At 39.2% G+C, this 14,435-nt stretch carries 16 protein-coding genes and 1 other annotated feature; all 16 genes read left to right on the top strand.

The annotated features are described in order from the left end of the window. Positions 1-19: 19 nt before the first annotated feature. Entirely contained in the window at positions 20-727 is a 708-nt protein-coding gene (locus ACQKN3_RS09760) for a DUF881 domain-containing protein (RefSeq protein ID WP_427711045.1), read from the top strand. Positions 728-741: 14 nt separating this feature from the next. Beyond that, complete coding sequence (locus ACQKN3_RS09755; RefSeq protein ID WP_008403393.1) at positions 742-1,107, top strand: small basic family protein; 366 nt, start codon at positions 742-744, stop codon at positions 1,105-1,107. 102 nt (positions 1,108-1,209) lie between these two features. Next, positions 1,210-2,505, top strand: coding sequence for a cell division protein FtsA (gene ftsA / locus ACQKN3_RS09750; RefSeq protein WP_251689489.1), 1,296 nt, complete (start codon positions 1,210-1,212; stop codon positions 2,503-2,505). Positions 2,506-2,545: 40 nt separating this feature from the next. Continuing rightward, the gene (gene ftsZ / locus ACQKN3_RS09745) at positions 2,546-3,709 is read left to right on the top strand and encodes a cell division protein FtsZ (protein ID WP_251689487.1); all 1,164 of its coding nucleotides are present in this window, start codon (positions 2,546-2,548) and stop codon (positions 3,707-3,709) included. Between the two features lie 317 nt (positions 3,710-4,026). Continuing rightward, entirely contained in the window at positions 4,027-4,848 is an 822-nt protein-coding gene (locus tag ACQKN3_RS09740) for a sigma-E processing peptidase SpoIIGA (protein WP_251689485.1), read from the top strand. Between the two features lie 13 nt (positions 4,849-4,861). Continuing rightward, the gene (gene sigE / locus ACQKN3_RS09735) at positions 4,862-5,572 is read left to right on the top strand and encodes an RNA polymerase sporulation sigma factor SigE (protein ID WP_079525036.1); all 711 of its coding nucleotides are present in this window, start codon (positions 4,862-4,864) and stop codon (positions 5,570-5,572) included. A gap of 90 nt (positions 5,573-5,662) precedes the next feature. Then, positions 5,663-6,433: an RNA polymerase sporulation sigma factor SigG gene (gene sigG / locus ACQKN3_RS09730; protein WP_008403388.1), complete on the top strand. Its 771-nt coding sequence runs from the start codon at positions 5,663-5,665 to the stop codon at positions 6,431-6,433. A 121-nt stretch (positions 6,434-6,554) separates the two neighbouring features. Then, the gene (locus ACQKN3_RS09725) at positions 6,555-6,794 is read left to right on the top strand and encodes a PRC-barrel domain-containing protein (protein ID WP_079525038.1); all 240 of its coding nucleotides are present in this window, start codon (positions 6,555-6,557) and stop codon (positions 6,792-6,794) included. Between the two features lie 75 nt (positions 6,795-6,869). Beyond that, entirely contained in the window at positions 6,870-7,538 is a 669-nt protein-coding gene (locus ACQKN3_RS09720) for a YggS family pyridoxal phosphate-dependent enzyme (RefSeq protein WP_427711041.1), read from the top strand. Positions 7,539-7,549: 11 nt separating this feature from the next. Beyond that, positions 7,550-8,086, top strand: coding sequence for a cell division protein SepF (locus ACQKN3_RS09715; RefSeq protein ID WP_251689481.1), 537 nt, complete (start codon positions 7,550-7,552; stop codon positions 8,084-8,086). A 22-nt stretch (positions 8,087-8,108) separates the two neighbouring features. Beyond that, positions 8,109-8,369, top strand: a complete 261-nt coding sequence (locus ACQKN3_RS09710) for a YggT family protein (protein ID WP_079525044.1) — start codon at positions 8,109-8,111, stop codon at positions 8,367-8,369. Between the two features lie 197 nt (positions 8,370-8,566). Further along, positions 8,567-9,355: an RNA-binding protein gene (locus tag ACQKN3_RS09705; RefSeq protein WP_251689478.1), complete on the top strand. Its 789-nt coding sequence runs from the start codon at positions 8,567-8,569 to the stop codon at positions 9,353-9,355. Positions 9,356-9,450: 95 nt separating this feature from the next. Then, on the top strand, positions 9,451-9,996 hold the full coding sequence (locus ACQKN3_RS09700) for a DivIVA domain-containing protein (protein ID WP_251689476.1): 546 nt from the start codon (positions 9,451-9,453) through the stop codon (positions 9,994-9,996). Between the two features lie 66 nt (positions 9,997-10,062). Next, positions 10,063-10,285: a binding site (T-box leader), on the top strand. A gap of 243 nt (positions 10,286-10,528) precedes the next feature. After that, the gene (gene ileS / locus ACQKN3_RS09695; protein ID WP_427711037.1) at positions 10,529-13,294 is read left to right on the top strand and encodes an isoleucine--tRNA ligase; all 2,766 of its coding nucleotides are present in this window, start codon (positions 10,529-10,531) and stop codon (positions 13,292-13,294) included. A 91-nt stretch (positions 13,295-13,385) separates the two neighbouring features. Then, entirely contained in the window at positions 13,386-14,102 is a 717-nt protein-coding gene (locus ACQKN3_RS09690) for an AzlC family ABC transporter permease (protein WP_251689472.1), read from the top strand. Then, entirely contained in the window at positions 14,099-14,428 is a 330-nt protein-coding gene (locus ACQKN3_RS09685) for an AzlD domain-containing protein (RefSeq protein WP_427711035.1), read from the top strand. Before ACQKN3_RS09690 ends, ACQKN3_RS09685 begins: the two co-directional genes overlap by 4 nt. Positions 14,429-14,435: the final 7 nt, after the last annotated feature.

The raw sequence follows: 14,435 nt of genomic DNA, 5'->3' as shown, positions 1-14,435 counted from the left end.
TAAGATCGGAGGGAGGATGATGACGAAAAAAATGTACCGCAATATTACAATTATCTCGTTTATCATCGGCTTTATGCTCGCAGTGCAGTACAACACTATTCAAAATCCGACCGAAAGAAATACAGTCGATGTTTGGGAAATTCGCCAGCAATTATTTGCGGAACAGGAGCAGCATTCCGAACTGTTGAGAGCAATAAGCGAATTAACCGAAACTGTCAATAAATACGAGGATGCAGAATTTGATAATCCGGAAATACTATTGCAGCAAACTGTTGATCAACTTAAAGAACGTGCAGGGATCCTTCCGGTTGAAGGACCGGGGTTAACGTTATCAGTTGGTTCTTCACCTGAATTAATGGGCTTAGGCTATGAAATAAAGCCTGTATCTCCTGAACTGTTAATTCGGCTTATAAATGATTTAAATCGCTATAATGCCCGGGCAATTGAAATCGATGGCAAACGTTTAAGCTACAATTCAGCCATTCGAGATATTAATGGGAAAACGACGATCAATAGCGAGCCGATTCAAAATACGGATATCGAAATAAACATCATTACATTTACGTATGAGCAAGCCGAAAAGATGAAAAACCATTTGCTGGCATCTACGTTCCAGAATGAGTTTTATATTGATAATCTAGTATTGACGATTCATGAAGCAGAGCAGAATATACAAATTGATTCAGTTGCGCCTGTACAAAAAATTAAGTATTTATCAGAAAAGTAGAAGGGGATGCGAATATGTGGTTACCACTTTTAGGTCTTATATTAGGTGTGGTATTAGGGATTTTAACAGATATTCAAATTCCATCTGTTTATGAAAACTATTTATCCATTGCTGTACTGGCGGCTCTCGATACAATGGTCGGCGGTATCCGTGCATTATTGCAACAAGTTTACGATGACAAAGTATTTATTTCCGGTTTTTTCTTTAATATAATTTTAGCAGCAGGATTGGCTTTTCTCGGTGTTCATATAGGTGTCGATCTTTATTTAGCCGCTATTTTTGCATTCGGAGTTCGACTGTTTCAGAATATCGCAGTCATTCGTCGGTTATTATTGACAAAATATGAGAACAGAAGATTGAAAAAGGAGGAAAACTCTTAACAATCACGTTAAAATATCATTACAATTTATCGTTTTACTTAGACAATTAACGAAATTTACAATAGAATGAACTATAGGAGTAATCGAAGGAGGTGCAGAAAGTTGAATCATCAAGAAATTTATGTTTCTCTCGATATTGGATCATCTTCAATAAAGGTCCTGATCGGAGAAATGAACGGTGATCAATTGCACGTAATTGGTGTAGGTCATGTGAAATCAACAGGGATAAGAAAAGGTGCAATAGTTGATATAGATGCAACTGTACAGTCCATTAAAAAAGCTGTAGATCAAGCAGAGCGAATGACTGGTATTAATATAGAAGAAGTGGTGCTTGGAGTTCCTGCAAACCAGACAGTTCTACAGCCTGTTAAAGGGGTTGTAGCGGTAAACGGTGAAGACCGGGAAATCACGGACGATGATTTAGCTAGAGTAATAGACTCTGCACAGGTAATGTCGATTCCACCAGAGCGAGAGTTAGTAAATTTGATTCCGAAACAATTTATCGTAGACAACCTAGATGAGATTAAAGACCCGCGTGGTATGATTGGCATTCGTTTAGAGATGGATGCGACAATGATTACGACATCCAAGACGCTTGTACATAATGTTTTAAGATGTGTAGAACGTGCAGGCTTGCAAATTCGCGAAATTTATCTACAACCATTAGCAGCAGGGAATTTTGCGCTGACGGAAGATGAGAAAAATCAAGGAACTGCTTATATCGATTTAGGGGGCGGATCGACAACTGTTGCGGTATTCCAAGACGGACTGCTGACAAATACAGCTGTTATTGCGGTAGGTGGAGATCATATTACGAAAGATTTATCGATTGTATTAAAAACACCGACAGAACAAGCCGAAAAAATCAAAAAGCAGTATGGACATGCCTTTTACGATGATGCTTCCGATGAACAAACGTTTGATGTTCCTGTTGTTGGTACTGATACAACAGATCAATACAGTCAACGCTTCATCTCGGAAATTATCGGAGTACGTTTAGAAGAGTTATTTGAATTAGTATTGGATGAATTAGCACGTATGGGGGTACAGGATTTACCGGGTGGTGTCGTCATTTCTGGCGGGGTAGCACAGCTTGAAGGAATTGCTCAGCTGGCGCGACAAGTAATGTTAACGCGTGTTCGCATTTATACACCTGATTACATCGGTGTACGTGAACCGGCCTTTACAACGTCAGTAGGTTTAATTCGTTATGCACATGCAGAAGACGAATTTTACGGAAGAAGCGAGCCGGTACCAGCTTCTTCATATGCAGCACCTTATCCTACTCAACCAACTCCTTCTAAAAAACAATCAAATGTGCCGGAGAGAGTAGATAGCGCAAATAAAGTAAGTGTGATTGATCGCGCGAAAAACTTATTAAACAAATTTTTCGATTAATACGAAAATGAATGACGTGAACAATTAGGAGGAGAAGAGTATGTTAGAATTTGAAACGGATGTTGAACAATTAGCCGTTATTAAAGTAATCGGCGTTGGCGGAGGCGGTAACAATGCCGTAAACCGCATGATTGAACATGGTGTACAAGGTGTAGACTTTATCGCTGTAAATACAGATGCGCAAGCTTTAAATCTGTCAAAAGCTGAGTATAAACTACAAATTGGCGGTAAATTAACACGTGGACTAGGTGCAGGGGCAAACCCGGAAGTAGGAAAAAAAGCTGCTGAGGAAAGTCGCGAACAATTGGAAGAAGTATTACGTGGTGCTGATATGGTATTCGTAACTGCCGGTATGGGCGGTGGTACTGGTACGGGTGCAGCACCGGTAATCGCATCAATCGCACGTGACTTAGGTGCATTGACAGTAGGTGTTGTAACACGTCCGTTTACATTTGAAGGCCGTAAACGCCAAACTCAGGCAATCGGCGGTATTACTTCAATGAAAGAAGCAGTTGATACATTAATCGTCATTCCAAACGATAAATTACTGCAAATTGTTGATAAATCAACACCAATGCTGGAAGCGTTCCGTGAAGCGGACAATGTATTGCGTCAAGGTGTACAAGGTATTTCAGATTTAATCGCAACACCTGGTTTAATTAACCTGGACTTTGCCGATGTAAAAACAATTATGTCCGATAAAGGTTCTGCATTAATGGGTATCGGGATTGCTGCTGGTGAAAACCGCGCAGTAGAAGCTGCTAAAAAAGCAATTTCTTCTCCATTACTTGAAACATCAATCGATGGAGCAAAAGGTGTCATTATGAATATTACAGGCGGAACGAACTTAAGTTTATTTGAAGTTCAGGAAGCTGCCGATATTGTACAGCTCGCTTCAGATGAAGAAGTAAATATGATCTTCGGTTCTGTAATTAACGATAACTTAAACGATGAAATTATCGTAACGGTAATTGCAACAGGTTTTTCTGATGACTTTATTATCCAAAAGCCGCAGCCTGTGCGTCCGTCAATCGGTGCTCGTCAACAAGCTGCAACAAGCACAAATCAACCGCAACAACAGCAGCCTGTACGCCAGCAAGATCCGGTGCAGCAAGAAGCGCCACGTCATACGCAACAAACAAACTATCAGCAGGACGATGCATTGGATATTCCGACATTTTTACGCAATCGTCGCAATCGCTAATAGTACAAACTTCAATTATATGAAAAACGGTTATTTACATGTATATGTGAATAATCGTTTTTTTAGTTTAAGAGATGTTGTGAAAAGTAGCGTGGCTATGCATGTATAGGCAAGAAAAAGTAGATTCACAGATTCCCACCATCACATTAATACCTCCCCCTATGCCCCTATGATTCTTTAACTTTCCTGCTCCCAACTTTTTGTCGATTGGATTTGAATGTCGTAACAATATGTCATACGATTCTTCCAAATTTATGCAACAGTTAGACAAAAAACTCTGGGGGGGTTTGATAATCTTATTTACAGGAGGACAATACATGTATGCAGAGTGGATTCTTTTAATGAATTTTTTAATGAATCTCGTACTACTAAAATTTACCGCAACAATAACATATACCATCATTCCAATTTGGAGATTACTATTAGGGGCCTTTTGTAGTGCGCTGATCGCTGTTTTATTTATGGGAAACATATTCATGTTGCTTGTAAGTTTCATCGTACTATTAGGCATTGCCTTTTCATTTAAATGGAAAATATTTTACGAGCAAGGGAAGTGGATTGTTGTCGCTACTTTGCTCGCAGGTGGGTTAATAACAGCATTACAACCATTTTTGCTTGCATCTCCGTTTTTCGTTTATATTTTTTTATGTTTCGGCATAGTATGTATTAGTTTGACAGTGATGAAACAAGGCTGGTTTCAAAAACTGCAGAATGTTGCACAAAGTCGGTATGTAACGACAAGCAAAGTGGAACTGTTCGAACAACAAATGGAGCTCGTCACATATATCGATACCGGAAATGAATGCACTGAACCTTTAAGTCAGGCACCGGTCCATTTTATTTCGTTTAAAACAGTTCAATCGATGTTACCAGATGAATTTAGTGAATGCCTGCTCAAATGGAATGAGCAGGAGCCTTACTCACTGACAATGTTTTCTAAGGAAATACAGAAAAGAATACGTATTGTTCCTATTACAACGGTTCAAAAAGGCACATTACTCGTACCGGCCTTTCGCGCCACAATTGTCATTCAGAACAAGACGTATCCAAATCACTATGTTGTATTTACGAAAAATGATGCGCGCTTTCCGCAAAATGCACAAATGATTGCACATGTGTTTGTCCTAACGAATTCATAAGGGAGGATCGATATTGCTTAAAAAAATTCAATCGATAATTTTAAACATACTAAGCTACTTTAGAAGAAAAAAAGGGACATACTATATAGGGGGACATGATTCATTGCCTATTCCATTAACTAGAGAAGAAGAAGTTGTCGTAGTCGAAGCATTTATGAATGGTGACTTGCATGCCAGAGATATGTTAATTGAAAGAAATTTACGTTTAGTCGTTTATATTGCAAGACGTTTTGATAATACAAGCACGCCGATTGAGGATTTAATCAGCATCGGTTCCATTGGCCTTATTAAAGCGATTGAAACATTTAATTTGGATAAAAACATTAAATTAGCGACGTATGCATCGCGCTGTATCGAAAATGAAATATTGATGCATTTACGAAAGACGAGCCGCATGAAAGGCGAAGTTTCCTTTGATGAACCGTTAAATGCGGATGCAGACGGCAATGAACTATTACTTTCAGATATATTAGGGACAGAAGAACATATTATAACACTTGATGTAGAACGTAAAATTGAGCGTCAGCATATGTTTAATGCCATTAATCAGCTGACACCTCGTGAAAAATATATTATGGAATGTCGTTTTGGCCTAAACGGAAAAGAAGAAATGACGCAAAAGGAAGTAGCGGACCATTTAGGTATTTCACAATCTTATATTTCAAGATTGGAGAAAAAAATTATTATGGATTTACGTGAATTCTTGAACGAACCAATTGCATAAGATGGTTAAATTTGGCGCGCATAGCGATGACCATTTCGGACAAAATGATTGAAAAGACAAAAGACAATCAAGTTCGGAAGGTGAAGTTGGATGCGTACAAAAGTGGAATTGTGTGGTGTGGATACATCTACATTACCAGTACTGAAGCCAGATGAAATGAAAGATTTATTTATACGATTACAGCAAGGAGAATGGATTGTTCGTGAGCAGCTTGTTTTCTGCAATTTACGCTTAGTGCTCAGTATTGTCGGCCGATACGCTTATCGTGGCGAACAGGCAGATGATTTATTCCAAGTAGGATGTATTGGTTTATTAAAAGCAATTGATAATTTTGATTTGAAGCATAATGTTCGATTTTCAACATATGCTGTACCGATGATTATGGGAGAAATCCGCCGACACCTGCGCGATCATCATGCACTGCGTGTGTCTCGTTCATTGCGTGATATTGCGTATAAAGCGATGAAAGCGAAAGAACAATTTATTGCGGAACATTTAACAGAACCCACAATCGAGCAATTGGCACAGGCAATTGAGATGAAAAAAGAAGATGTATTGTTTGCTCTTGATGCAATTCAAGACCCGATGTCACTGCAGGAACCGATTTATTCCGATGGTGGCGATGCGATCTTTATGATTGACCAAATTAAAGATAAAGTGACAGAAGAGCATTGGGTCGGCTCGATTTCATTGCAAGAAAGTATGAAAAAGCTAAATAGCAGACAAAAAATGATTATAGAAAAGCGCTTTTTCCTAGGAGAAACTCAAACGGAAATTGCCCAGTCTTTAGGTATTTCACAAGCGCAAATATCAAGATTGGAAAAAAGTGCGGTAGAATTGATGAAGCGGGATTTCCGTTAATTAGATAGAAATTCTGAGGGACTGTCCAACACGTAGGGCTGTCCCTTTCATCATAATTTCACAATGTTTGAATACTTATAATGAGGTAAAAGTAAATTAATGATACAGAGAGGATGGAGGAATGCGATTTTCATCCGTTCAGGAAAAGGAAATCATTGAGGCAACAAGCGGAAAATTTATCGGTTATATTGTAGATGCGGAGGTGGATGAAAAAGAAGGAGCCATTACTGCATTTATAATTTCCCCGCCAAAAAAGTTTTACCATTTATTTCAAGGGGAAGAGTTAGTTAAGAAAATTCTCTTTAGTAATATACTCACAGTCGGAAAAGATGTCATCTTAGTGAAATCACCGGATGAATAGTTCACGCTATTCATTGAAAATTAAACTATCACTTGATACAATGAGAGAAACTATTGTTGTAAAGTTGGGAAAAAAGTGACGAAAATCATAGAAAATTTAAAACAGATTCAACATCAAATAGAAATTGCAAAACAACGTGTCAATGCTGAACAGGCAGTCCAGATTATTGCTGTGACGAAAGAAGTAGATGTCAACCGGACAGAAGAGGCAATTGAAGCGGGTCTTGTCCATTTAGGAGAAAACCGTCCTGAAGGCTTATTAAATAAGCTGGATTCGATTAACTCAGCTGTTTCCTGGCACTATATAGGTTCAATACAGACGAGAAAAGTAAAGCAAGTAATTGATCAGATTGATTATTTACATTCTCTTGATCGATTAAGCCTGGCAGAAGAAATTGAAAAAAGAGCAACAAAACGAGTGAAATGTTTCTTGCAAGTAAATGTTTCTGGTGAAGAATCGAAACATGGCTTAACGAAAGAACAAGCGCTGGATTTTGTAAAGCAGCTTGAGCAATTTTCAAAAATTGAAGTAGTAGGTTTAATGACAATGGCTCCTTTTACTGAAGATGAAGCGATGATTAGACAAGTGTTTAAACAGTTAAAACAATTGCAACAAGAAGTGTCACAATTGAACATTCCAAATGTACCTTGTACTGAATTATCGATGGGCATGTCAAATGACTACGAAATTGCAGTTGAAGAAGGGGCAACATTTGTTAGAATTGGAACAGCTCTTGTTGGCTAAGGAGGATTAATATGAGCATTAAAAATATTTTTGACAAGTTCTTTTATTTAGAAGAAATAGAAGAAGATTATGCTCCTGCCCAAACGCAAACAGTGCAAAAACAAGCACCAAAAGCAGTTCAAAATGAACCACAGCAATTTTACCAGGATTATGGACAAAAGCAGCAACCACAACTCATTCAAAACCGAATGAAGAAGGAGCGTAAAATGCAACAGCAACCACCACGCAATGAAGTCGTGATGCAAAATCATAACAATGTTGTGAGCCTTCAAGCTGCGTCTTCATCGAAGAATTCCAAATTAGTATTATTAGAACCACGCGTGTATGCAGAGGCGCAGGATATCGCAGAACATTTGAAAAATAAACGTGCTACCGTTGTTAATTTACAGCGCATCGACCGAGATCAAGGGAAGCGAATAATCGATTTTCTGAGCGGAACAGTGTATGCTTTAGGTGGAGATATTCAGCGTATTGGAAATGATATTTTCTTATGTACACCAGAAAATGTAGAAGTATCAGGAGAAATTTCTAATTTAACGTTCGAGTAATTAAATTTTGTGAGGTAAAAATATGATTATATTTTCAATTGTATCAACAGCATTTCTTGTATACCGTTTTATGCTGATTGGATACATATTAATGTCTTGGGTTCCGGCATTGCAAGAATCGGCTGTTGGTCGTTTCCTGGAAACAGTATGTGAACCGTATTTAGGATTCTTCCGCAAATTTATTCCACCGATTGGGATGATTGATATTTCACCAATTGTCGGTTTATTCGCGTTAGTATTTATCGAGCGAGGCGTCTATGGCGTCCTAGCATTTTTCTTATAATCTAATTGAACTCCTGCCATTGTAGGAGTTTTCTTTATTTCCGGTTGTTTCGCGGTTATCGGATTGAAATGGGGCAACATTCAACTGGAAAAGGGTTTAAATTGGCTGAATGCATGCCGTATACATAAATTAAAAGTTTAATTTAATCAGAAAGTGGAAAAATTAGTAACACAGTTTAAAAGAAAGTAGGAATTATGATGGAGCATTTAATCCAACATTTTCGTAAAGATGAACAACCTTTCATTGAGCAAGTTATTGGATGGCAGCGTGAAGTAGAGGATCGCTATGCTCCAAAATTGACCGATTTTTTAGATCCGAGACAGCGTTTTATCGTAGAGTCCATCGTTCAGCAATCAGATGATCTCCATGTGTTCACTGAAGGTATATTTGAAGAGGCGGAGCGTAAACGAATGCTGATAGCCCCTTCGTATTATGAGCCGGCAGAAACCGATTTTCAAATTGCTGTGTATTCACTGAATTACCCGACAAAATTTGTTCAGCTGCGCCATCCTGATGTGTTAGGGGCCTTATTATCGATTGGTTTAGACCGGAGCAAGTTTGGGGATATTCGGCTTGCCGATAATACGGTCCAATTTGCCATTGCATCGGAAATCGCGGATTATGTACGGATGCATTTAACGAGTATCGGCAAAGTGAAAGTAAGTGCCGAGGAAATGGATGCCACTACACCGTATATCCAAAATGAGGAGCAATGGGTCGAAAGCTCGCATACGGTTTCTTCAATGCGCCTTGATGTGGTTTTAGCAACAATCGTTAATATCTCCCGCCAAAAATCACAAAGTTTAATCAATGCCGGAAAAGTAAAAGTTAACTGGACTGTCAGGGAAGCTGTGGCCTTTGAATTGCAGGAAGGCGACATTATTTCAGCAAGAGGATATGGGCGGTTAAAAGTCATCCTGACAGAAGGACGGACAAAAAAAGATAAGATTCGATTACAAGTAGGACGTTTAGAGCAAAAAGTATAATTTTCAACTGTTTTTTAGGAAAACATGATGTTATTCCCTAAAGAAACGTTTATAATACTTGTAAGAATGTACGTAAAAAAGGAGAGTAGAACGATATGCCATTATCACCTCTTGATATACATAATAAGGAGTTTACACGTGGGTTCCGTGGTTATGCAGAAGACGAAGTAAATGAATTTTTAGATCAGATTATAAAAGATTATGAAATTGTTTTACGCGAGAAAAAAGAGCTCGAAGAAAAGATTAAAATGATGTCGGAACAGATGAATCATTACAATTCATTGGAAGACACATTACAGAAATCAATTGTTGTTGCTCAAGAGGCAGCTGGCGAAGTTCGTCGCAATTCCGAAAAAGAAGCAAAGCTCATCGTTAAAGAAGCTGAAAAAAATGCAGATCGTATTGTAAATGACGCATTGGCAAAAGCGAGAAAAGTGACGATTGAGATTGACGAATTGAAAAAACAGTCAAAAGTATTCCGCAACAGATTTAAAATGTTAGTGGAAGCACAGCTTGATTTACTGAATACAGGGGATTGGGATCAATTACTGGAATATGACGTTGACTTAACGGAAATTCAGGAAAACAATCGTAAAGAAATCAAAGAAGAGAACCAAAATGACGAAAATGCCGTGTATTAGTCAACGGTACTTGACATTTTATACAGCCTTTTCATATACTGAAAAATAATGAATAGGATGCACTTGCATCAGGCTTTGACGGAGACAGTAAATTTAACATTGTGGTATAGCGATTCGAGGATGGTGAGAGCTCGAACAAAGCAAGTTAAATCGAAAATCACTCTTGAGCTAAATAACTGAAATTCGAGTAAGTTATTTCGTAGCACACGACGTTACAGTGTCTAATGAGGCTAATTTTATTTAGCGAATTTAGGGTGGTACCACGAGACTAATGCTCCTCGTCCCTTTTTACAGGGATGGAGGGGCTTTTTTGTTATTTAAAAAGCTACCAAATCCTTAAGAGCATTAAAAAACATGAGTAATTTAGAACGCTACATTATTAGCTAAAAGCTGTTGATTAGAATTTAGGGGAAGATTGAACGAATGCTAAAATCGTCACGTCCTGTGACAATGCATTCGTGAGCAACATTGTGTTGGCCCCCGACCCGGATTAGAAATCAACACTCGATAAGATCACTAGGAGGAATTTACAATGGTAGAGTATAAAGACACGTTATTAATGCCGAAAACCGACTTCCCTATGCGCGGCGGTTTACCAACAAAAGAACCGCAAGTTCAGGCACAATGGGATGAAATGGATATCAACAAGCTAGTACTGGAGCGTACAAAAGATCGTCCTCACTACTTGTTGCATGATGGCCCTCCATATGCAAACGGAGACATCCATATCGGTCACGCATTAAACAAAGTTATCAAAGATATGATTAACCGCCAAAAATCAATGTCAGGATTCCATGTACCTTATATTCCAGGTTGGGATACACACGGTTTGCCAATCGAGCAGGCACTGACAAATAAAGGTGTTAAGCGTAAAGAAATGTCGGTTGCAGAATTCCGTGAGCTTTGTGAAAAATACGCTTATGAACAAATCGAAAACCAAAAAAGCCAATTCCGTCGCCTAGGTGTACGTGGTGACTGGGAAAATCCGTATATCACATTAAAACCTGAATTCGAAGCACGCCAAATTGAAGTATTCGGGAAAATGGCAGAGAAAGGCTATATTTATAAAGGCTTAAAACCAGTCTATTGGTCACCGTCTTCTGAATCTGCATTGGCAGAAGCGGAAATCGAGTATAAAGATGTTGAATCGTATTCAATTTATGTTGCATTCGGCATTAAAGACAGCAAAGGCGTAGTACCGGCAGATGCCAAATTTGTCATCTGGACAACAACGCCATGGACAATTCCGGCAAACTTAGGGATTTCAGTGAACCCTGAATTCACTTATGCTGTCGTTGAAACAAACGGCAGCAAATATATCGTAGCAAAAGATTTACTTGAAAAGTTATCAGCAACATTTGGCTGGGAAGATGTTCAAATCGTTCAGGAAGTACAAGGTGAACAGCTTGATATGATCGTTGCAGAACATCCTATTTACAAGCGAGATTCATTAGTAATGGTTGGTGACCACGTAACTGCTGATGCTGGTACGGGTTGTGTACACACAGCACCGGGCCACGGTGAAGACGACTATCAGATCGGGAAACGCTATGGTCTTGACATTTTATCACCAGTAGATAACGGTGGCTGCTATACAAATGAAGCACCTGGTTTTGAAGGATTATTCTACGAAAAAGCAAATCCGGTTGTTATTGAAAAATTAAAAGAAGAAAATGCTTTATTGCATGTTTCTAAATTTACACACTCATACCCGCATGACTGGCGTACGAAAAAACCGGTAATTTACCGTGCAACACCACAATGGTTTGCATCTGTTGAAATGTTCCGTGATGAATTATTAGATGCCGTAAAAGCGACAGAATTTACACCGGCATGGGGAGAAACACGTCTTTACAATATGATTCGCGACCGCGGTGACTGGGTAATTTCTCGTCAGCGTGCATGGGGTGTGCCAATTCCGATTTTCTATGCGGAAGATGAAACACCGATTATCACACCAGAAACAATCGCGCATATCTCAAAATTATTCCGTGAACACGGTTCAAATATTTGGTTCCAGCGTGAAGCAAAAGACTTGCTTCCAGAAGGTTTTACACATGAAGGCAGCCCGAACGGCAAGTTTACAAAAGAAAACGACATTATGGACGTATGGTTCGACTCAGGGTCATCTCACCAAGGTGTTTTAGCAGAGCGCGGACTGAAATATCCTGCTGACCTTTATCTTGAAGGTTCTGACCAACACCGTGGCTGGTTCAACTCATCATTAATCACATCAGTTGCGATTAATGGGCATGCACCATATAAAGGTTTATTAACACATGGTTTCGTATTGGACGGCGAAGGACGCAAAATGTCTAAATCACTTGGCAACACGATTGACCCAATCAAAGTAATGAACCAATACGGTGCCGACATTATTCGTATGTGGGTAGCATCTGTTGACTATACAGGAGATGTTCGTATTTCAATGGATATGTTGAAGCAAGTTTCTGAAACATACCGTAAAGTGCGTAATACATTGCGCTTCCTGCACGGAAATGTGACTGACTTTAACGAAACAACTGACCGTGTAGCTTATGAAGAATTACGTGAAATGGATCAGTATATGTACATGCGCTTACAGGATGTTGTAAAAACAATCCGTGAAGCTTATGACCGTTATGACTTCTCAACTGTATACACAACTGTAAATAACTTTGTAGCTATCGAGCTTTCTTCATTCTACTTGGATATCGCAAAGGATGTTGTATATATCGAAGGAACAGATAATAAAGACCGTCGTGCAATGCAAACAGTTATGTATGATACATTAATGGCACTAGTAAAACTATTAACGCCAATTATTCCACATACGACTGAAGAGTTATGGAGCTACATCGAATTCGATGGCAAGCCACAATCTGTCCAATTAACAGATTTCCCTGAAGTAGTAGAACAGGCAAACTTTGCAGAACTACGTACGAAGTGGGTAAAAGTAATCGCAGTACGCAATGAAGTGTTAAAAGCATTGGAAGAAGCGCGTAATGCAAAAACAATCGGTAAATCACTGGAAGCAAAAATTTCGGTTTATGCAGATAGTGAAACAGTCGAGCTATTGAATGATGCAAACATCGATTTTGCACAGCTTTCAATTGTCTCTCAATTCGTTATCGCAGGCAGTAAGGAAAATGCACCTGCAGAAGCGTTGGTACTTGATAAAACAGCGTTAGTTGTTGAAAAAGCTGACGGTGAAAAATGTGAGCGTTGCTGGACAATTTCAGAAACAGTAGGCGCAAGCGAAAATCACCCTACATTATGTAAACGTTGTGCAGATGTTGTAGAAAACTATTACGTATAAAAATCCGGAACGCTATTGCCATTTTGGCAATGGCGTTCCTTTATACCTTTTTTATTTTTTGAAAAAATAAATTATTTAGGAGTTGTACATTTTGGAACGAATCGAACAGAAGCCATTAACTCCTGATACGTTTCTGCAGGGGGTAAAAGACTGTGTGCCGACATTGCTCGGCTATATTAGTATCGGTCTTGCATTTGGTGTTGTGGGAATTGCTTCGGGAATTTCGGTATTGGAAGTATTTTTACTTTCGGTACTTGTATATGCAGGATCCGCCCAGTTTATCTTTTGTGGCCTGTATTTAGCCGGTGCCCCTGTAACGGCGGTCATTGCTACCATTTTTATCGTCAATTTACGGCACTTGCTTATGTCTTTGACTATTGCCCCATATTTCACAAAGTATTCCATGCTGCGTAATATCGGGTTTGGGACATTGCTGACAGATGAAACATTTGGTGTTTCTGTCGTTAGTGCCGGAAAAGAAGGGCGTCTTGGCGGGAAGTGGATGGATGGCTTAAACATAACGGCCTATACAACTTGGATTGCTGCATGTACGATAGGCGGCGTTATCGGGCAATGGCTGCCGGACCCGGAAAAGTGGGGATTGGACTATGCTTTGGTGGCAATGTTTGTCGCACTGCTTGTTCTGACACTTGCGAGCATTCCAAAAGAAAAATTAATGCATTACATAAAACTAATCCTCATTATGGTTATCAGCATGTACGGGATGCTTTACTTTATGCCCGGGCATTTAGCTGTCCTGTTATCAACCGTAATTGTTGCAACGATTGGGGTGGCATTGGAAAAATGACAACCTCGGTAGCGATGGTATTACTAATTTTAGGCTGCGCCCTAGTAACGTGGATTCCTAGAATATTGCCGTTTATATTAGTGAAAAATATGAAGATGCTGAAAATCGTGCTGCGCTGGCTTGCCTACATACCTGTCTGTATATTGTCCGCCCTCGTAATAGAAGGCTTCTTCGAGAAAGAAGAAGCAATCGTTACGGTTCAATGGCTTAATGTGATAGCGTTTATTCCGACCTTATTTGTAGCTCTACTCACAAAAAGTTTATCAAAAACCGTTATTGCCGGTGTGGTGACAATGGCAGCCATCCGATTATTTTTTGGGGAGTAAAGTAAGT

It is taken from the genome of Solibacillus sp. NPDC093137, from assembly GCF_050280445.1.
In the GTDB taxonomy this organism is placed as follows: Bacteria; Bacillota; Bacilli; order Bacillales_A; family Planococcaceae; genus Solibacillus; species Solibacillus isronensis_B.
This window is presented reverse-complemented; position numbering and strand designations above follow the sequence as displayed.